This is a genomic window from Aeromicrobium alkaliterrae (assembly GCF_039529015.1).
Classification (GTDB): domain Bacteria; phylum Actinomycetota; class Actinomycetes; order Propionibacteriales; family Nocardioidaceae; genus Aeromicrobium; species Aeromicrobium alkaliterrae.
Genome location: NZ_BAAAME010000010.1, coordinates 150,696 through 169,948 on the forward strand (window position 1 = coordinate 150,696; position 19,253 = coordinate 169,948).

General features: G+C 72.1%; 17 protein-coding genes. 4 read left to right on the top strand and 13 right to left on the bottom strand.

Annotation, left to right across the window (positions count from 1 at the left end):
- The 12 genes from guaA to groES form a co-directional block, all read right to left on the bottom strand.
- On the bottom strand, positions 1–1,608 hold the full coding sequence (gene guaA, locus ABD127_RS17945; protein WP_344204006.1) for a glutamine-hydrolyzing GMP synthase: 1,608 nt from the start codon (positions 1,606–1,608) through the stop codon (positions 1–3).
- A 351-nt stretch (positions 1,609–1,959) separates the two neighbouring features.
- A complete protein-coding gene (locus tag ABD127_RS17950; RefSeq protein WP_344204007.1) occupies positions 1,960–3,654 on the bottom strand; it encodes a GMC oxidoreductase in 1,695 nt (564 codons plus the stop codon).
- A 15-nt stretch (positions 3,655–3,669) separates the two neighbouring features.
- Positions 3,670–5,262 carry a succinic semialdehyde dehydrogenase gene (locus ABD127_RS17955; RefSeq protein WP_344204008.1) on the bottom strand — a complete coding sequence of 531 codons (1,593 nt, stop codon included), beginning with the start codon at positions 5,260–5,262 and terminating at the stop codon, positions 3,670–3,672.
- Positions 5,263–5,348: 86 nt separating this feature from the next.
- Positions 5,349–5,756 (bottom strand): hypothetical protein, encoded by a 408-nt coding sequence (locus ABD127_RS17960; RefSeq protein ID WP_344204009.1) that lies wholly within the window; start codon positions 5,754–5,756, stop codon positions 5,349–5,351.
- A complete protein-coding gene (locus tag ABD127_RS17965) occupies positions 5,753–6,523 on the bottom strand; it encodes a carbon-nitrogen hydrolase family protein (protein ID WP_344204010.1) in 771 nt (256 codons plus the stop codon). Before ABD127_RS17965 ends, ABD127_RS17960 begins: the two co-directional genes overlap by 4 nt.
- A complete protein-coding gene (locus ABD127_RS17970; RefSeq protein ID WP_344204012.1) occupies positions 6,523–6,978 on the bottom strand; it encodes a GNAT family N-acetyltransferase in 456 nt (151 codons plus the stop codon). Before ABD127_RS17970 ends, ABD127_RS17965 begins: the two co-directional genes overlap by 1 nt.
- On the bottom strand, positions 6,975–8,081 hold the full coding sequence (locus ABD127_RS17975; RefSeq protein ID WP_344204254.1) for a GuaB3 family IMP dehydrogenase-related protein: 1,107 nt from the start codon (positions 8,079–8,081) through the stop codon (positions 6,975–6,977). Before ABD127_RS17975 ends, ABD127_RS17970 begins: the two co-directional genes overlap by 4 nt.
- A 963-nt stretch (positions 8,082–9,044) precedes the next feature.
- On the bottom strand, positions 9,045–10,553 hold the full coding sequence (gene guaB / locus ABD127_RS17980) for an IMP dehydrogenase (protein ID WP_344204014.1): 1,509 nt from the start codon (positions 10,551–10,553) through the stop codon (positions 9,045–9,047).
- Between the two features lie 86 nt (positions 10,554–10,639).
- A complete protein-coding gene (locus ABD127_RS17985) occupies positions 10,640–11,356 on the bottom strand; it encodes a siderophore-interacting protein (RefSeq protein ID WP_344204016.1) in 717 nt (238 codons plus the stop codon).
- A 3-nt stretch (positions 11,357–11,359) separates the two neighbouring features.
- Entirely contained in the window at positions 11,360–12,364 is a 1,005-nt protein-coding gene (locus ABD127_RS17990) for an ABC transporter substrate-binding protein (protein WP_344204017.1), read from the bottom strand.
- Positions 12,365–12,501: 137 nt separating this feature from the next.
- Positions 12,502–14,103: a chaperonin GroEL gene (gene groL / locus ABD127_RS17995; RefSeq protein ID WP_344204018.1), complete on the bottom strand. Its 1,602-nt coding sequence runs from the start codon at positions 14,101–14,103 to the stop codon at positions 12,502–12,504.
- A 95-nt stretch (positions 14,104–14,198) separates the two neighbouring features.
- Entirely contained in the window at positions 14,199–14,489 is a 291-nt protein-coding gene (groES, locus tag ABD127_RS18000; protein ID WP_344204019.1) for a co-chaperone GroES, read from the bottom strand.
- A gap of 389 nt (positions 14,490–14,878) precedes the next feature.
- On the opposite strand from groES, the gene ABD127_RS18005 reads away from it, so the two are divergent.
- Genes ABD127_RS18005 through ABD127_RS18020 form a run of 4 tightly spaced genes read left to right on the top strand, consistent with a single transcriptional unit; the run spans position 14,879 to position 18,189 of the window.
- Positions 14,879–16,039: a class I SAM-dependent methyltransferase gene (locus ABD127_RS18005; protein WP_344204020.1), complete on the top strand. Its 1,161-nt coding sequence runs from the start codon at positions 14,879–14,881 to the stop codon at positions 16,037–16,039.
- A 28-nt stretch (positions 16,040–16,067) separates the two neighbouring features.
- Positions 16,068–16,757, top strand: a complete 690-nt coding sequence (locus ABD127_RS18010; RefSeq protein ID WP_344204021.1) for a 5-oxoprolinase subunit PxpA — start codon at positions 16,068–16,070, stop codon at positions 16,755–16,757.
- Positions 16,754–17,335: a 5-oxoprolinase subunit B family protein gene (locus ABD127_RS18015; protein WP_344204022.1), complete on the top strand. Its 582-nt coding sequence runs from the start codon at positions 16,754–16,756 to the stop codon at positions 17,333–17,335. The genes ABD127_RS18010 and ABD127_RS18015 overlap by 4 nt, the downstream gene beginning before the upstream one ends.
- The gene (locus ABD127_RS18020; protein ID WP_344204023.1) at positions 17,332–18,189 is read left to right on the top strand and encodes a 5-oxoprolinase subunit C family protein; all 858 of its coding nucleotides are present in this window, start codon (positions 17,332–17,334) and stop codon (positions 18,187–18,189) included. Before ABD127_RS18015 ends, ABD127_RS18020 begins: the two co-directional genes overlap by 4 nt.
- Before the next feature lie 5 nt (positions 18,190–18,194).
- On the opposite strand, the gene tsaD is transcribed toward ABD127_RS18020, so the two are convergent.
- Positions 18,195–19,238 carry a tRNA (adenosine(37)-N6)-threonylcarbamoyltransferase complex transferase subunit TsaD gene (gene tsaD, locus ABD127_RS18025; protein ID WP_344204024.1) on the bottom strand — a complete coding sequence of 348 codons (1,044 nt, stop codon included), beginning with the start codon at positions 19,236–19,238 and terminating at the stop codon, positions 18,195–18,197.
- Positions 19,239–19,253 lie beyond the last annotated feature (15 nt).

The following is a 19,253-nucleotide window of genomic DNA, read 5'->3' on the forward strand; positions in this document are numbered from 1 at the left end:
TCACTCCCACTCGATGGTTCCCGGCGGCTTGCTCGTGACGTCGAGCACGACGCGGTTGACCTCGCGCACCTCGTTGGTGATGCGGGTCGAGATGCGCTCGAGCAGCTCGTACGGCAGGCGGCTCCAGTCGGCCGTCATGGCGTCCTCGCTCGAGACGGGGCGCAGCACGATCGGGTGGCCGTACGTGCGGCCGTCGCCCTGCACGCCGACCGAGCGGACGTCGGCCAGCAGCACGACGGGGAACTGCCAGATGTCGGAGTCGAGGCCCGCGGCCGTGGTCTCCTCGCGGACGATCGCGTCGGCGTCGCGCAGGATGCGCAGCCGGTCGGCGTCGACCGCGCCGACGATGCGGATCGCGAGGCCCGGGCCGGGGAACGGGTGGCGGCCGACGATCGCCTCGGGGATGCCGAGCTGGCGACCGACCTCACGGACCTCGTCCTTGAACAGCGCGCGCAGCGGCTCGATCAGGCCGAACTCGAGGTCCTCGGGCAGGCCGCCCACGTTGTGGTGGCTCTTGATGTTGGCCGCGCCCTCGCCGCCGCCCGACTCGACGACGTCGGGGTAGAGCGTGCCCTGCACGAGCCACTTGACGGGCGCGCCCGGCGTGCTGAGGATCTCGCGCTCGGCGGCCTCGAAGGTGCGGATGAACTCGCGCCCGATGATCTTGCGCTTCTCCTCGGGGTCGGTGACCCCGGCGAGGTGACCCAGGAACTGCTCGGCCGCGTCGACGACCTTGAGGTCGACGCCCGTCGCGGCGACGTAGTCGTTCTCGACCTGCTCGGCCTCACCCTTGCGCAGGAGGCCGTGGTCGACGAAGACCGCGGTGAGCTGGTCGCCGATCGCGCGCTGGACGAGCGCCGTGGAGACCGCCGAGTCGACGCCGCCCGACAGCGCGGAGATGACGCGGGCGTCGCCGACCTGCTCGCGGATCAGGGCGACCTGCTCCTCGACGATGTTGGCGCTGGTCCAGGACTGGCGGCAGCCGGCGATGTCGACGAGGAAGCGCTCGAGCACCTCCTGGCCGTGCTCGCTGTGCAGGACCTCGGGGTGCCACTGCACGCCGGCGAACCGGCGGTCGGTGTCCTCGAAGGCCGCGACGGGGGCGCCGCCGGTGCTGGCGAGCACGGAGAACCCCTCGGGGGCCTGCGTGACGGCGTCGCCGTGGCTCATCCAGATGCGGTGCGTCGGCGGGACGCCGTCGAGCAGGACGCCGCCGGACACGACGGAGACGTCGGTGCGGCCGAACTCCGACAGGCCGGTGCGGGCGACCGTGCCGCCGAGGGCCGCGGCCATCGCCTGGAACCCGTAGCAGATGCCGAACACCGGGACCGAGCCGTCGAGCACGCCGCTGTCGAGCTGCGGTGCGCCCGGCGCGTACACCGACGACGGGCCGCCGGAGAGGATCACGGCGGCAGGCTTCTTGGCCAGGATCTCCTCGGCCGACATCGTCGAGGGCACGATCTCCGAGAAGATGCGTGCCTCGCGGACCCGGCGGGCGATCAGCTGCGCGTACTGGGCGCCGAAGTCGACCACCAGGACGGTGTCGTGCTGGGCCTCGGCCGCGGCCTCGGGGGTGGAATCGGCGGGGGTGCTGGGGGCGTCCGTCACCCAAGTGATCCTAGCGGCCGAAAAACTTTCTCCGTCGCCACGTAACCCCCCGTGTGGGGCGTCGTTGATACGAGTGGATCTGACACTTTCTCCCTCCCGTCAGATCCACCGTGCCCGCTCCTCGTGGCACAACAGAACCCGGTCACTTTCTCCCTCCCGACCGGGTTCTGTGCTTTCCAGGAGCAGCACTCGCGTGACGTTCGCTCCCGCAGGCCGGTCCTCCCGACCCGCCTGCGGGAGCGAGCCCCACGCCTCTCTTGCACTGGCCTGATCCGCCGCCTCCACCAGATCTGCGCAGTTGTTCGGCCGAATCAGGTCGAATCGGCCGAACAAGCGCGCAAATCTGGTGGATTAGCTGACGATGGGCAGGCGCAGCGCGGCCGGAGCGTCGTCGGGGACGACGGGGCTCTTCGGAGCGACCGGCTCGATGCGGCGGTACGCCTCGGTGACGTCAGGGCGCGTGTCGGTCTCGCCCTTGTTGGGCCAGAACGACATCGCCCGCTCGGCCTGGGCCGTGATCGTGAGCGAGGGGTTGACGCCGAGGTTGGCCGTGATGGCGGAGCCGTCGACGACGTGCAGGCCCGCGTGGCCGTAGAGGCGGTGGAACGGGTCGATCACGCCGGTCTCGGAGCTGTCGCCGATGCACGCGCCACCCATGAAGTGGGCCGTGAGCGGCACGTTGAACGGCTCGCCGATCGTGCCACCGGGGGTGCCGGGCATGTGCGACGCCATGCGCTGCACCGCCTCGTGCCCCTCGGGGATGAACGCCGGGTTGGGGGCACCGTGCCCCTGGCGCGACGTGAGCCGGCGGCCGAACAGGCCCCGCTTGGTGTACGTCGTGATCGAGTTGTCGTGGGTCTGCATCACGAGCGCGATGACCGTGCGCTCCGACCAGTGGCGCAGGTCGTACAGCTTGAACAGGTTGCGCTTCTGGACCCACATCTCGCGCAGCCACACGCGCCAGCGCGCCTTGGGCCCGCTGCCGTCGGTCAGCACGGTCTGCATCAGCGACATCGCGTTGGAGCCCTTGCCGTAGCGGACGGGCTCGACGTGCGTGTACTCGTTCGGGTGGAACGACGACGTGATCGCGACGCCCTCGCTGTAGTCGATGTCCTTGCCGTCGGAGATCGCGCCGAGGAGCGCCTCGGAGTTCGTCCGGGTCAGCAGGCCGAGGCGCGGCGAGACGTGGGGCAGGTCGCCCGTGTCGCGCATCTTGTGCAGCAGCTTCTGCGTGCCCATCGTGCTGGCCGCGAGGACGACCTGCCCGGCGCGCAGCTTCTGGTGACGACGGAAGCGCTTGTTGGTGCGGCGGGTCTCGACCTCGTACCCGCCGCCCGGCAGCGGGCGCACGGCCGTGACGGTCGTCAGCGGGTGCACCTCGGCGCCGTTCGTCTCGGCCAGGTGGAGGTAGTTCTTGACCAGCGTGTTCTTGGCGTTGTGCCGGCACCCCGTCATGCACTCGCCGCAGTTGATGCAGTTGCGGCGGGACGGACCGGCCCCGCCGAAGTACGGGTCGGGCACCTCCGCGCCCTGCTCGTCGCCGAACAGCACGCCCACGGGCGTGTGGTGGAACGTGCCCTCGACGCCCATCTCGGTCGCGACCTGCTTGATGAGCCGGTCGGCCTCGGTCTCGTACGGGTAGATGCTCACGCCGAGCATGCGCTTGGCCTGGTTGTAGTACGGCGCGAGCTCGGCCCGCCAGTCGGTGATGTGGCCCCAGGCCGCGTCCTTGTAGAACGGGTCGAGGGGCTCGTAGAGGGTGTTGGCGTAGACCAGCGAACCGCCGCCGACCCCGGCACCCGAGAGGATCAGGACGTCCTTGAGCTTGTCGATGCGCTGGATGCCGTAGCACCCGATCTGGGGCATCCAGAGGAACTTGCGCAGGCGCCACGAGTTCTTCGCGAAGTCCTTGTCCTCGAACCGCTTGCCGGCCTCGAGCACCGCGACCTTGTAGCCCTTCTCGGTCAGGCGCAGCGCCGAGACGCTGCCGCCGAAGCCGGAGCCGATCACGATGACGTCGTAGTCGAAGTCGTTGTTGTCAGTCATGGCAGGTTCCTCTCCTCACCGACGGACCGTGGTGCGTCGCAGGACGCGGAGCAGGAACGTCAGGACGGCAGCGTACGGCTTGGCAGGGATCGCCGCAGGTCCCGCGACGGGCACGAGGCGCTGCACGCCGACCGACTGCGTCTCGGTGTAGCGGTAGAAGCCCTCGTCGCCCTGGCGGCGGCCCGTGCCCGAGGTGCGCATGCCGCCCATCGGGGCGTCGACGCTGCCGAAGGTGGCCGCGAAGCCCTCGTTGATGTTGACCGTGCCGGCCTTGATGCGCGGTGCGAGGCGCTTGGCGAGCGGCACCGGGCCGAAGAGCGAGGCGTTGAGGCCGTACTCGCCCGCGTTGGCGAGCTCGACGGCCTCCTCGACGCTGCCGTAGCGGTACAGCGAGACGAGCGGTCCGAAGGTCTCCTCGGCGAAGCACTCCGCGGCCGGGGTCACGTCCTCGAGGACGGTCGGCTCGAAGAAGTACGGCCCGAGATCGGGGCGCGCGCGGCCGCCGGTCACGACCGTGGCCCCGTTCGCGACCGCGTCGTCGACGTGCTTGGTGACGGTCTCGAGCTGACTGGCCGAGACGAGCGATCCCATGTCGACGTCCCAGTCGAGCGAGGCGCCGAGGCTCATCGAGGAGACACGGCGCACGAACGCGTCGCGGAAGTCGTCGTACAGCGAGTCGTGCACGTAGAGACGCTCGATCGAGACGCAGAGCTGGCCGGCTGACGAGAAGCAGGCCCCCACGGCACCCTCGGCCGCCTTTTCGACGTCGGCGCCGGGCAGGACGATCATCGGGTTCTTGCCGCCGAGCTCGAGCGAGTAGCCCACGAGGCGCTCGGCGGCCAGCTTGGCGATGCCGGTACCCGTCGCGGTCGAGCCGGTGAAGCAGATGTAGTCGGCCTGCTGCACGATCGCGGTGCCGACGACCGAGCCGGCGCCGCTGACCATCTGCCAGACGTCGGTGGGCGCACCGGCCTTGCGCAGCAGCTCGAGCGCGGCGAGGGCCGTCAGCGGGCTCTGGCTGTCGGGCTTCTGGACCACGACGTTGCCCGCCGCGATCGCCGGGATGCCGTCGGCCAGGGCCATCGTCAGCGGGTAGTTCCAGGGGCTGATGATGCCGACGACGCCCTTGGGGACGTGGTGGACCGTCACCTGGGTGATGAGGGGGAAGACGCCGACCTTGCGGCTCGAGCCAGCCAGGTGGCGCAGGCGGCGGCCGTAGTAGCGGGCCGTCAGCGCGAGGTGCAGGACCTCGTCGTACGCGTGCTTGCGGGTCTTGCCCGACTCGAGCTGGATCAAGTCCATGAGCTCGCCCTGGTGCGCGAGCACGAGGTCGTGCAGGCGGATCAGCATCGAGGCGCGGTCGCGGACCGCGGTGCCGGCCCAGCGGACCTGCGCCACGCGTGCGGCGTCGAACGCGGCGTCGACGTCGTCCAGGCTCGAGACCGGGACCTCGGCCAGGGCCTGGTCGGTGAAGGGCGTGCGGGTCGTGCGGGACTCGCCCGTCGTGGAGCGGATCAGGCCGGTGAGCGCGGCGACCCGGGCCGCCGAGACCGGGGCCTCGGAGAGCGACGGGGAGACACCGGGGCGTGCAGTGGTGGTCGACGACATGAGGACCAGCATACCGCCGGTATGTGACGTGTGCCATCACTCCTTCGATCCACCCTGCGGCACCGCGTCTGACCTGCGGCGATGCCTCAGGAGGTCACGGCGACCGCGACTCCGACGAACACGAGCGTCGCGCAGGCGGCGACGACGTGACCGGCCACCACCCAGGGCCAGGCCCGTCCGCCTCGCGCCAGGGCCACGATCAGCCCGATCAGCGAGACCGTGCAGGCCAGGAACAGCACGATCAGACCGCCCACGACCGTCAGCGCGTAGGTCGAGCCACCAGCGTCGGTGCAGATCGCGGGCTCGGCATGGTTCGGGCCGCACGCCAGGCCAGCCAGCAGCGATGCCGGCGAGAGCAGGGCGAGGAAGCCGCTTCCGGCCGCCAGGACGACCCACCCGAACACCGACAGCACCATGTCGACCGGGTGCGTGGCCCGCGACACCTGCGGCGGCGGGTACGGCATCGCGTACGAGGGGACGTGCGGGTGGCTCACACCCTCGATCGTCGCACCTCCGGCAGCGGACGTCGCTCCGCCAGCATGGGGTGAAGTCCCCTGGTCGTCACGACGAGATCCAGGTCCAGCTCGGCGACGGCCACCCCCGCCTCCCCCTCGGGCACGGCCGCGACGGTGCGGCCCTCGGGGTCGTGGATCGCGGCCCCGCCGCAGAACCGTGCCCCGCCGCACTCGCCCAGCAGGGCGCCGACCGCGACGAAGAAGCCGTTGTCGAGCGCCCGGGCCCGCGTGTAGAGGTCGCGGCGGTGCTCGCTGCCGGCGTAGAAGGCGATCGAGGCCGCGTAGAGCACCGCGCCCGCGTCGGCCGCAGCGCGACCGTGCTCGGGAAAGCTGGTGTCGTAGCAGGTCGCCAGGCCCACGGGTCCCGACGTCAGGTCGAGCAGCGTGCCCGCCTCACCGGCGACGAAGTGGTGCTGCTCGTCGCCCGAGAGGTGCTGCTTGTCGTAGACGCGCCGCACGTCGGACCCGCCGAACGCGAGCGTGCTGAGCGTCGGCCGCCCCTCCCCCGCGATCGCGGCGCCCGCGAGGACGACGGTGCCGGCGGCCACGGCCGCCGCCTGGAGCGGCGCGAGACGCTCGTCGTCGGCCGCGATGACCGGCGGCGGCAGCGCGTACCCGGTCAGCACGAGCTCGGGGAGCACGAGGAGCTCGGCTCCTTCGGCGTCCTCGACGGCTCGCACCGCCGTGCGCACGTTGGCCTCGACGTCGCCGGCGACCGAGCCGACCTGGGCGACGGCGACCCGCATCACAGCTCCTTGGCGAAGCAGACGGACTCGGGGACCTCGAGGTACGGCTCGAACACCGGGACCTCCTGGTACCCGCTGTCGCGGTACAGCGCGATCGCCGCCTCCTGGCGCAGGCCCGTGTGCAGCAGCATCCGGGGCGCGCCGACCCGGCGTGCCCGGTCCTCGAGCTCCTCCAGCAGGGCCCTCCCGAGTCCGCGACCTCGGCCGGCCGGGGCGACGAACATCCGCTTGGCCTCGACGTCGGAGCCGAGGCGACGCAGCGCTCCGGTGCCGACCGGGAGGTCGCCCTGGCTGACCAGGAGCGTCACGACGACCGCGTCGGGGTCGATGCCCTCGGCGGGCACGCCGTGTCGGGGCCGGCCGTAGAGGGTCGCCATCTCGGCGGCCATGTCCTGGCGCAGGCGCAGCACGACCGGGTCGTCGACCTCCACCTCGGTCACGACGAAGGGGGTCACCCGACGACGACCTCGACCCGCTGGAACTCCTTGAGCTCGGTGTAGCCCGTGGTGGCCATGGCGCGCTTGAGCGCACCGATCAGGTTCATCGTGCCGTCGGGGACGGTCGACGGGCCGAACAGCACCGACTCGAGCGAGCCGATCGAGCCGAGCTCGACGCGCTCGCCGCGGGGCAGCTCCGCGTGCCACGCCTCGGCACCCCAGTGGAAGCCACGCCCCGGCGCCTCGTGGGCGCGGGCCAGCGGCGAACCGATCATGATCGCGTCGGCACCACAGGCCACGGCCTTGGCGATGTCGCCGCTACGACCGATCGATCCGTCGGCGATGACGTGCACGTAGCGGCCGCCCGACTCGTCGAGGTAGTCGCGACGCGCTGCTGCGACGTCGGCGACGGCCGAGGCCATCGGCACCGAGATGCCGAGGACCGAGCGCGTCGTGTGCGCCGCGCCGCCGCCGAAGCCGACGAGCACGCCCGCGGCGCCGGTGCGCATCAGGTGGAGCGCGGCCTGGTAGGTGGCGCACCCACCGACGATGACCGGCACGTCGAGCTCGTAGATGAACTCCTTGAGGTTGAGCGGCTCGGCCTGGCCCGAGACGTGCTCGGCCGACACCGTCGTGCCTCGTATGACGAACAGGTCGACCCCGGCCTGGACCACGACGTCGGCGAACTGCTTGGTGCGCTGGGGCGACAGCGCGCCCGCCACCGTGACGCCGGCCTCGCGGACCTCGTTCAGCCGGGCGGTGATGAGCTCACGCTTGATCGGCTCGGCGTAGATCTCCTGCATCCGCGCGTTGGCGGCGACCGGGTCGAGGCTCGCGATCTCCGCGAGCAGCGGCTCGGGATCGTCGTAGCGCGTCCAGAGGCCCTCCAGGTCGAGCACGCCGAGGCCACCGAAGCGGCCCAGCGCGATCGCGGTGGCCGGGCTCATGACCGAGTCCATCGGCGCGGCCAGCACCGGCAGGTCGAAGCGGTAGGCGTCGATCTGCCACGCGGTCGAGACCTCCTCGGGGTCACGCGTGCGCCGGCTCGGCACGATCGCGATGTCGTCGAAGGAGTACGCCCGGCGTCCGCGCTTCGCGGCTCCGATGTCGAGGTCAACCATGCGCCCCACCCTATCGGCGGGCCGTGCCGCAGCCGCGCCCCGAGGTGCGCGGCGGCGGGCGAGCCGTCCGGGGCCGGCGACAAGCGGCATGAACCGGAACCGGCGGGTTCGGCATCGCAGATGGACGGCGAATTGCCGTGCCGGCACGGCAGATCGCCCTCGGGCACGGCAAATTTGCCGTGCCCCGGGGCGATTCGCCGTGCCCAGCACCAGCGACGGGCGGATTCGGGGGCGCCGCCCGGCTCGTGGTCCATGCCGCCTGTCCCGCGGATTCGCCGTGCCCAGCACCAGCGCCTCCGGTTCCACGCGAGCCCTCAGCGCCCCTTCCGCCAGGTCCCGCAGGTTCAGCAGCTGGCGACGCGCCATCGGCAGGTCGCCCAGGCACACCAGCGTCGCGGTGCCGCGAGGCGGGCGGCCGGCGAGCTTCAGCAGCAGACGGGTACCGCCGCCGTCCTGCGGGACCACGAGGTACGACATCGCCACGCCCATGATGCGTGCGGTCAGCTCGCGACCGGGATCGACGGCCAGGACCCGGCCGAGGCTGCGCCCCGCCGACGCGGTGAACGGGTCACCCGCCTGCGGATCGGGGAGGTCCGAGCGCTCGCGCGGCGACCGGCGGCCGAGGTTGTCGATCCAGTCGTAGGAGTACGGCGCGAGACGGATCTGCCGGACCCACGACCACACGGTCGCCGGGTCAGCGGCCACGCTCGCGCCACGCCAGGCCTCCAGAGTCGGATCGACGACGAACGCGTCGCACCCGTAGGTCAGCCGGGTCTCACCGTCGGTGACGCCCCAGCGGTCGCCGATCACAGCGCACCGCACCTCAACCACCGGTGGTTGAGGTGCGAAGGCGCTCTGGCGCCTGAGCCTCGAAACCGTGGTGGGCTCGACCCGAGGCCTGACCAGGGTTTCGAGGCTCGCGCCCTAGCGGGCACTCGCACCTCAACCACCGGAGGTCAAGGCTCAGCGACCGGCGTAGTTGGGGGCCTCGACGGTCATCTGGATGTCGTGGGGGTGCGACTCCTTCAGACCGGCCGAGGTGATGCGCACGAAGCGACCCTTGGTCTGCAGGTCGTCGATCGTGCGGGCGCCGACGTAGAACATCGACTGGTGCAGGCCGCCCACGAGCTGGTGGGCGACGGCGCCGAGCGGCCCGCGGTACGCGACCTGGCCCTCGATGCCCTCGGGGACGATCTTGTCGTCGCTCGTGACGTCGGCCTGGAAGTAGCGGTCCTTGGAGTACGACTTCTTGCCGCGCGAGGCCATGGCCCCGATCGAGCCCATGCCGCGATAGGTCTTGTACTGCTTGCCGTTGACGAAGACCAGGTCGCCCGGGCTCTCCTCGCAGCCCGCCAGCAGCGAGCCGATCATGACGGTGTCGGCGCCGGCGACGAGGGCCTTGGCGATGTCGCCCGAGTACTGCAGGCCGCCGTCGGCGATGACCGGAACGCCGGCCGGGGCCGCCGCCAGGGACGCCTCGTACACCGCGGTGATCTGCGGGACGCCGACGCCGGCCACGACGCGGGTCGTGCAGATCGAGCCGGGCCCGACGCCGACCTTCACCGCGTCGACACCGGCGTCGACGAGCGCCTGCGCGCCGTCGCGCGTGGCGACGTTGCCGCCGATGATCTGCACGCCGTCGAACGCCGAGTCGGCCTTGATGCGGCGGATCATGTCGAGCAGCAGGCGCGCGTGGCCGTGCGCGGTGTCGACCACCAGCACGTCGACGCCGGCCTCGCGGAGCTGGTTGGCCCGCTCCCAGGAGTCGCCGAAGAAGCCGACCGCGGCGCCCACCATCAGACGACCCGAGGAGTCGTTGCTGGCGAGCGGGAACTGCTCGGACTTCACGAAGTCCTTGACCGTGATGAGGCCCGCGAGCTTGCCCTCGGGGTCGACGATCGGGAGGCGCTCGCGCTTGTGCTGGCGCAGGAGCGACTGGGCCTCGTCGCGCGTGATGCCGACGGGTCCCGTGATGAGCGGCATCTCGGTCATGACGTCGCCGACCAGCGTGCTGGCCCACTCCGCGACCGGCGTGAACCTCAGGTCGCGGTTCGTGATGATGCCGATCAGCGTGCCGTCCTCCTCGACGACCGGCAGGCCGGAGACGCGGTACTCGCCGCACTTGGCGTCCAGGTCCTCGAGCGTGGCCTTCGGGCCGATCGTGATGGGGTTCGGGATCATGCCGGTCTGGGTCCGCTTGACGAGGTCGACCTGGTAGGCCTGGTCCTCGATCGAGAGGTTGCGGTGCAGGATGCCGATGCCGCCCTCGCGGGCCATGGCGATCGCCATGCGCGACTCGGTGACGGTGTCCATCGCGCTGGACAGCAGCGGGATGCGCAGGGAGATCTCACGCGTCAGCCGCGCGGTCGTGTCGACCTCGCTCGGGATGACGTCGGTCTCGCCCGGCAGCAGCAGGACGTCGTCGTAGGTCAGGCCCAGCGTCTGGAACTTGTCGGGGATGCCACCGCTCATGGAGCCATGGTACGCGCGCCCGCGAGCCGCTCCTGCCAGGGCGAGGGTGATCTCCGGCTCCCCGCCCCGTCCCTGCGTGGGAGGGGTCAGAGGCCCGTCTTGCCGTCCGCCCAGTACGGCTGGGTGCGGATGCCTCGGCGGTCGATCGGGGTCAGGTCGAGCAGCACCCGACGCTGACGCTGGATCGACTGGCCGTGGCCCGCGAGGTAGACCGTGCTGGCCGGGTCGAGCTCGCCCGCGTGCCGCTGGAGCCACGCCTCGGCCACGAGCCCGTGGGCGCCGTCGCGCGCCACGACCGTCGCAGCAGGGACGAGCTCACGCGTCGCCTCGACGTCGCCCGGCTCGACCTCGAGCAGCGCCGAGAACGGGCGACCCTCCGCCGCGGCGCGGTCGCCGAAGGCCATGACCAGGCTGATGACGGTCGCGTCGCCGACCACGAGGACCGGGTTGCTGCCGTCCTCCCAGCGGAAGTTCTTCTTCGAGCCCCACTGGCACACCGCCACCGGGTCGCCGTCGGACCAGCCGAGGATGAGCTCCTCGCCCGGACCCGACCCGTGCTTGTGGACGATGATCGACAGCTCGCCGCGCTCGGCGTCGAGCCGGGCCGGGGTGTAGTGCCGGAACTCCGTGCGCCCCGTGCGGAACGCGGTGGAGTCACCGGGGACGAACGAGGCCCCCCGGAAGTCGTCGGACCCGAGCACGAGCTCGAGGAGCCCGTGCCCGAGGTCGCGACGACTCACGAGGGTGGCGGCGTGCGCCGACTTCATGACCTGGTCGGCGAGGAAGCCGGGCGTGCGCACCATGGGTCAGAGCAGTCCCTGCGCCGCGGTCGTGAACCGGTTGAGCAGCGTCGCCGCCTCCGCGTAGGTCGCCGGGTAGACCGAGGTCCACGGCGTGAACGCGTTGTTCTGCGCGGCGGTGATCGTCGCGAAGACCGGCTGCGCCTTGAGGGCCTCGAGGCCGGCCTCGCCCTGACGGTCGTCGTACAGCGCGAGGTCGGCGTTGTACTTGTCGGACTCCTCCCAGCTCAGGGTCTCGAAGTAGCCCTGCGGGTCCGGGTTGTCCGGGACGACGATCGGCAGTCCGAGGGTCTCGACCCAGTAGTTCAGGTCGGCCGAGACGGCCGGGTTCGAGACGTAGTACGAGTCGGTCGAGCCCGAGACCGCGACGGCGGTCTTGCCCGCGGCGGTCAGCTGCTGGCCGAGCGTCGTGGCGGTCGCCGAGGCGGCCTCGAACGCGGCGCGACCGTCGGTGACCTCGGAGCTCTCCAGGTCGGCACCCAGCTCACCCGCGAGCTCCTCGACGGCGTCGAGCTGCTCCACCAGGTCCAGGCCGTCGTAGCTGACCGCGACGATGTCGTAGCGCTTCGCGAGGCTGTCGTGGATGTTCGTGGCCATGTACCAGTAGTCGCCCTCGAGGTAGCTCGAGGTGATCACGAGGTCGGGGTCGAGCTCGGCGACCTTCTCCTCGTCGATGTCGCCGTAGTCGCCCGCGCCGGTCACGTCGGTGACCGACTCCGGGTCGAGGCCGTTGGCCTGGCTGTCGACGCCGCCGTCGGGGCCGTTGAGCGGGCCGAACGTGCCGACGATGCGGTCGCCCAGGCCGAGCTGCGTCAGCGCGGCGGCGACGGTGCTCTGCGCCACGATGCGCTGCGGCCCGCCGTCGGGCAGGTCGGTGTCGATGCCGTCGGTCTGGTCGACGTTGCCGTCGCCGCCACCGTCGGAGCCGGATCCGGAGTCGGAGCCGCACGCGGCGAGGGGCAGGAGGAGGAGGGCGCCGACGATGCCGCCGACGATGGAACGTGTCTTCATGTCGGGAAGGTTACCCTGCCCTTAGTCGATCGCGGACCACGGCACGGACCGATCTTCGTCACATCGGGTGACGAGACGACGGACGGCCCGTCCCCCACGCGGGGAACGGGCCGTCCTAGGTCGAACGAGAAGACGCGTCAGTGGTTGTGGCCAGCGTGCGCGTCGTCGTCCTCGGCGGGCTTGTCGGCCACGAGGGTCTCGGTCGTCAGGAGCATCGCAGTGATCGACGCGGCGTTGGCCAGCGCGGAGCGCGTGACCTTGACCGGGTCGAGGATGCCCTGCGCGAGCAGGTCGCCGTACTCACCCGTCGCACCGTTGTAGCCCTGGCCCGACTCGCGGACCTTGCTGACGACGACCTCGCCGGCGGCGCCGCCGTTGCGGGCGATCCACTCCAGCGGGGCGTCGGCGCCCTTGCGGACGATGCGGACGCCGAAGGCCTCGTCACCGGTCAGGCCGAGGTCGCCCTCGAGCACCGCGACGGCGTGGACGAGGGCGGAACCGCCACCGGGGACGATGCCCTCCTCGATCGCCGCGCGGGTCGCCGAGACGGCGTCCTCGATGCGGTGCTTCTTCTCCTTGAGCTCGACCTCGGTGGCCGCGCCGACCTGGATGACGCAGACGCCGCCGGCGAGCTTCGCGAGACGCTCCTGGAGCTTCTCCTTGTCCCAGTCGGAGTCGGTCAGGTCGATCTCGGACTTGATCTGCGACACGCGGCCGGAGACCTCGGCGGAGTCGCCGCCGCCGTCGACGATCGTGGTGCCGTCCTTGGTCACGACGATGCGGCGGGCGGTGCCCAGCACGTCGACGCCGACCGAGTCGAGCTTCAGACCGACGTCCGGCGTGACGACCGTGGCGCCCGTGAGTGTCGCGATGTCCTGCAGGATCGCCTTGCGACGGTCGCCGAAGGCCGGGGCCTTGACCGCGACCGACGTGAACGTGCCACGGATCTTGTTGACGACGAGCGTGCTGAGCGCCTCGCCCTCGATGTCCTCGGCGATGACGAACAGCGTCTTGCCGGCGGCGATGACCTTCTCGAGCAGCGGGAGCAGGTCCGAGACCGACGAGATCTTGCCGGCGTGCAGCAGGATCAGCGGGTCGTCGAGCACGGCTTCCATGCGCTCGGTGTCGGTCACCATGTAGGGGCTCAGGTAGCCCTTGTCGAACTGCATGCCCTCGGTGAACTCGAGCTGCGTGCCGAGGGTGTTGGACTCCTCGACCGTGATGACGCCGTCCTTGCCGACCTTGTCGAAGGCCTCGGCGATGAGCTCGCCGATGTGGGCGTCACGGCTCGAGACCGTGGCGACGGCCGTCATGTCCTTGACGTCGTCGACGGCGCGGGCGGTCTCGTGGAGCTTCTCGACGACGGCCGCGACGGCCTTCTCGATGCCCTTCTTGAGCCCGACCGGGTTGGCGCCGGCGGCCACGGCGCGCAGGCCCTCGTGGACCATCGCCTGGGCCAGCACGGTGGCCGTGGTGGTGCCGTCACCGGCGACGTCGTTCGTCTTGGTGGCGACCTCCTTGGCGAGCTGCGCGCCGAGGTTCTCGAACGGGTCGTCGAGCTCGATCTCACGGGCGACGGTGACACCGTCGTTCGTGATCGTGGGGGCGCCCCACTTCTTGTCGAGCACGACGTAACGGCCCTTGGGGCCGAGGGTGACCTTGACGGTGTCGGCGAGCTTGTCGACGCCGCGCTCGAGCGAGCGGCGGGCGTCCTCGTCGAATTCCAGGATCTTGGGCATCTGGATGCCTTTCTGGGAGAGCGGAAAAGTGGAGGAGACGCGAGAGCCCCGGCGCCCTGCCACCGGAGGTGGGGGCGGACCGGGGCGTCAGCGCATCAGGAGATGACGGCGAGGATGTCGCGCGCCGAGAGGATCAGGTAGTCCTGACCGGCGTGCTTGATCTCGGTTCCGCCGTACTTGCTGAAGATGATCTTGTCGCCGACGGCGACGTCGAGCGGGACGCGGTTGCCGTTGTCGTCGATGCGACCGGGGCCCACGGCCACGACCTCACCCTCCTGCGGCTTCTCCTTGGCGGTGTCCGGGATGACGAGTCCGGACGCGGTGGTCTGCTCGGCCTCGCTCGTCTTGATGATGAGACGGTCCTCGAGCGGCTTGATCGTCGACATACGTCGACCTCCCGTTGTGTCTTGAGTGGAGTCGGATGCGGGTGGTGTGCACGTCGTCGCGGGTGCCGTGCACGGTTGGCAATCTCATGGTGAGAGTGCCAGTTCTGACGTTAGCAGATCACTGGCACTCGGGGAACGCGAGTGCCAGCGCCACGTGCTCGCTCCGCTTCGCACTCAGTCGGGCTCGGCCGCAGGCGGCCTCGCCCTGGGCGCTTCTCGTCGCTGCGCTCCTCGCCGTGGTCACCACCGGCGGTTGAGGTGCGAGCGTCACCACCGGTGGTTGAGGTGCGAGCGTCACCACCGGTGGTTGAGGTGCGAACGCCCTCTGGGGCGCGAGCCTCGAAACCTCGACCGGCTGTGGAGCCGCTTCACCCCGCTAGGGTTGGCGTGTGGACCTCGCGACGTTCGAGCGACTGCTCGCGCCCGAGGGCCAGGAGCTGCTGGCGGAGGTCGCCGAGCGGGCGGGGATCGAGTCCGACCTCGGCCTCGGCACCCGGCTCCGCAAGACGCACCCCGGCGACCTGGTCGCCGCCGCCGTCACCCAGAACCACCTGCGGGGCAAGGCCGCCACCAAGCTCGGCTCGGACGCCGCCCACCTGTACTTCACGCACGACGCGCTGGAGCAGGCCACCCGCCGCCGCGTCGCCGACCACCGGGCGCAGCGGCTCGCCGAGTCGGGCGTCAGCGGGGTCGTGGACCTGGGGTGCGGGATCGGTGCCGACCTCGTCGCGTTCGCCCGCGCCGGACTCCGCGTGCGCGGCATCGAGCAGGACCCCGTCCGCGCCGCGATCGCCCGCGCCAACCTCGCGGCCCTGGGCCTGGACGGCACGATCGAGACCGGCGACGCGACGCAGGCGACCCTCGCGCCCGACGAGACGGCCTTCGCCGACCCGGCCCGCCGCACGGGCCGCGGCCGCGTGTTCGGCACGGCCGACCTCCAGCCGCCGTGGCCCTGGGTCCGCGAGCTGCTGCGCGGTCGCGCCGTCGCGAAGGTCATGCCGGGCCTGGCGCACGCGGACGTCCCGGCTGGCGTCGAGGCCGAGTGGGTCAGCGACGGCGGCGACCTGGTCGAGTGCTGCCTCTGGGGCACCGCCTTCGCCCGCACCCGCCGCCGGGCCACGCTGCTCCCCTCGGGCGCGACGCTCTCGCTGCGCGACGAGCCCGCCGTCGTCGGCGGGGTGGGCGCGTACCTCTACGAACCCGACGACGCCGTGATCCGCGCCGGCGTCGTCGCCGAGCTGGCCGCCGAGCTCGGCGGGTGGCTGCTCGACCCGCACATCGCCTACGTCAGCGCCGACCGTGGCGACGTCACGCCCCTCGGCCGCCGGTTCAGGGTCGAGGGCGAGCTGCCGTTCCGCGAGAAGCCGCTCAAGGCGGCCCTCCAGCAGCGGCGGATCGGCACCCTCACGGTCAAGAAGCGCGGTGTCCAGGTCGTGCCCGAGGAGCTCGTCAAGCGGCTGCGGCTGACCGGCCCGCACAGCGCCACGATCGTCATGACCCGGGTCGACGGCGTGGGCCGGGCGTTCCTCGTCGAGCCGCTGCGCGGATGAGGCCCGGGCCCGCCCCTAGGCTGGGCGCATGCAGGTGGACCTGAACGCGGACGTCGCCGAGAGCCCTGACGACCTCGTCCTGCTGGACGTCGTGACGAGCGCCAACGTGTGCTGCGGGGCGTACGCCGGCGGCGTCGACCTCATGGTCGAGGCCTGCGCGCGGGCCGTCGAGCGGGGCGTCGCGATCGGCGCCCAGGTCGGGTACGCCGACCCCGAGGGCTTCGGCCGACGACCCCAGGAGCCCGACGACGAGGAGCTCGTCGAGTCGGTCCAGCAGCAGATCGACCTGCTCGCCGAGATCGCGGACGCGGCCGGCGGCCACGTCGCCTACGTCAAGCCGCACGGCGCGCTCTACAACACGATCGTCGCCGACGAGCGGCAGGCGCGAGCCGTCGTGGAGGCCGTGGCCCCGTACGGCCTGCCCCTGCTCGGCCTGCCCGGAGCAGCCTCGTTGCGGATCGCCTCCGCGGAGGGCCTGCCGGTCGTCACGGAGGGCTTCGCCGACCGCGCCTACCGGCCCGACGGCACGCTGGTCCCCCGCTCCGAGCCCGGCGCGGTGCACGCCGAGGTCGCGACAGCGGTGGCCCAGGCGCTCCGGCTGGCGTCCCAGGTCGACTCCCTCTGCGTCCACGGCGACACCCCGGCAGCCCTCGAGCTCACGCGCGCCGTCCGAGCCGAGCTCGAGGAGACCGGGTACGCCCTGCAGGCGTTCGCGTGAGGCTGCGTCCGTCGGGCGACCGGGCCGTGCTGCTCGACTGCGACGACGCCGCCGAGGCGCGGGCCTGGTTCGCAGCCCTGCAGGAGCAGACCGACGCGACGCTCGGCGCGCGCACCGTGCTGGTGCGTGGCGTGCCGGCCGAGATCCGGCGCATCATCGGCGGCACGACCCCGGGCGAGGTCGCCGGCCAGGCGCGGTCCGAGGTCGTCGTGCCGGTCACGTACGACGGGCCGGACCTGGCGGAGGTCGCCCGGCTCACCGGCCTGACGCCCGACCAGGTCGTGCAGGCGCACACCGGCACCCCGTGGACCGTGGCCTTCACGGGCTTCGCCCCCGGATTCGCCTACCTGACGGGCGGCGACCCGCGGCTGCAGGTGCCTCGGCGCGACACGCCCCGCGCCCGCGTGCCGGTCGGTGCGGTCGCCCTCGCGGGCCCGTACTCGGGCGTCTACCCCCGCGAGTCTCCCGGCGGCTGGCAGCTCCTCGGCCGCACCGACGTCCCGCTCTGGGACCTCGACCGCGACCCGCCGGCCCTCCTGCTGCCCGGGGCGCAGGTGCGGTTCGAGGCCGTCCCATGAGCCTGCGGGTGACGGCCCTGGCCGGATCGGCTCTCGTGCAGGACCGGGGCCGGCCCGGGCGCACGGGCCTCGGCGTCACGCCCTCGGGCACGTTCGACCGCAACGCCGCACGTCAGGCCAACCTGCTGGTCGGCAATCCCGAGGACGCCGCCGTGCTCGAGGTCGTCGGGTCCGTGACCCTGCACGCGACCCACGCCGCGGCCGTCGCGGTCACCGGGGCACCCGGGCCCATCGACGTCGACGGGGTTCCGCGCGACACCGGGCAGGTGCTGCACCTCGCGGAGGGAGCGGGGCTCACCCTCGGGCCCGCGACGATCGGCGTCCGCCGCGTCGTGGCCGTGGCCGGCGGGTTGACCCCCGACCCGGTCCTGGGCTCCCGCGCGACCGACGTGCTGTCGGGGCTCGGCCCGCCGCCGGCAGCGATCGGCACGCTGCTGCCGGTGGGGTTGACGGGTGACCGCACGCTCACGACCCGGATCGAGACCGGCGTCCTGGGCGTCGGCGACCTCACGGTGCGGATCGTCCTCGGGCCCCGCGACGACTGGTTCACCGCCGCCGCGATCGGAACCCTGCTGGGCACCGGGTGGACCGTGTCGCCGCGCAGCGACCGCATCGGCGTGCGGCTCGACGGGCCGGTGCTGGAGCGGGCCGTGACGGGCGAGCTCGAGTCGGAGCCGGTCGTGCGCGGGAGCGTCCAGGTGACCTCGGCGGGTCTGCCGGTGGTGCTCGGCCCCGACCACCCGGTCACGGGCGGCTACCCCGTCATCGGGGTCGTCCTCGACGCCGACACCGACCTGCTCGCGCACGCGGCCCCCGGCCGGGTCGTCCGCTTCCGCCGCCACCCCGCCCCCTGAGGGGCTCAGGCGACGACCGAGGTGACGGGGAGGCCCGAGTCGGCGCCCAGGGTCGCAGCCGACGGCGGGAGGCCCCGGCGCACGACCTCGGCTCCCAGCGCGGCCACCATCGCCCCGTTGTCGGTGCACAGCCCGAGGCGCGGCACGCGCAGCTCGAGGCCCGCCTCGGCGCACCGCTGCTCGGCGTACCAGCGCAGCCGCGAGTTGGCCGCGACGCCGCCGCCGATCACGAGCGTGCCGACGTCGTGCACGCGGCACGCCTCGACCGCCTTGGCCGTCAGCACGTCGCACACCGCGTCCTGGAACGACGCGGCCACGTCGGCGACGGCGACCTCGCGCCCGGCGAGCTGCTCGCGCTGCACGTGCCGCGCGACGGCACTCTTCAACCCGGAGAACGAGAAGTTCCAGCGGTGCTTCTCCTGGTCGCGCGAGGCCGTGAGCCCGCGTGGGAACGGCACGGACCTCGGGTCGCCGTCGGCCGCGACCCGGTCGATGTGCGGCCCACCGGGATACGGCAGACCCAGCAGACGGGCGACCTTGTCGAAGGCCTCCCCCGCCGCGTCGTCGATGGTCTGGCCCAGCAGCGTGACGTCGGAGGCGATGTCGTCGACCAGGAGGATCTCGGAGTGACCGCCGCTCGCGAGCAGCGCGACGACCCGGCGGTCGAAGCGACCGTGCTCGAGCTGGTCGACCGCGACGTGCGCCGCGAGGTGGTTGACCCCGTACAGCGGCACGTCGTGCGCCAGCGCCAGGGCCTTCGCTCCCGCCAGGCCGACGAGCAGCGCGCCCGTCAGGCCCGGGCCGCTGGTCACCGCGATCGCGTCGATCTCGGCCATCGTGAGGTCGGCGTCGGCGAGCGCCTCGGTCAACGTCGGCACGAAGGCCTCGAGGTGCGCGCGACTGGCGACCTCGGGCACGATGCCGCCGTAGCGGACGTGCTCCTCCATGCTGGAGGCGACGACGTGGGCCAGGAGCTCGGTGCCCCGCACGATGCCGACACCGGTCTCGTCGCAGGACGACTCGATGCCGAGGACGACGGGCTCACTCACCCGCCCATCATCCCA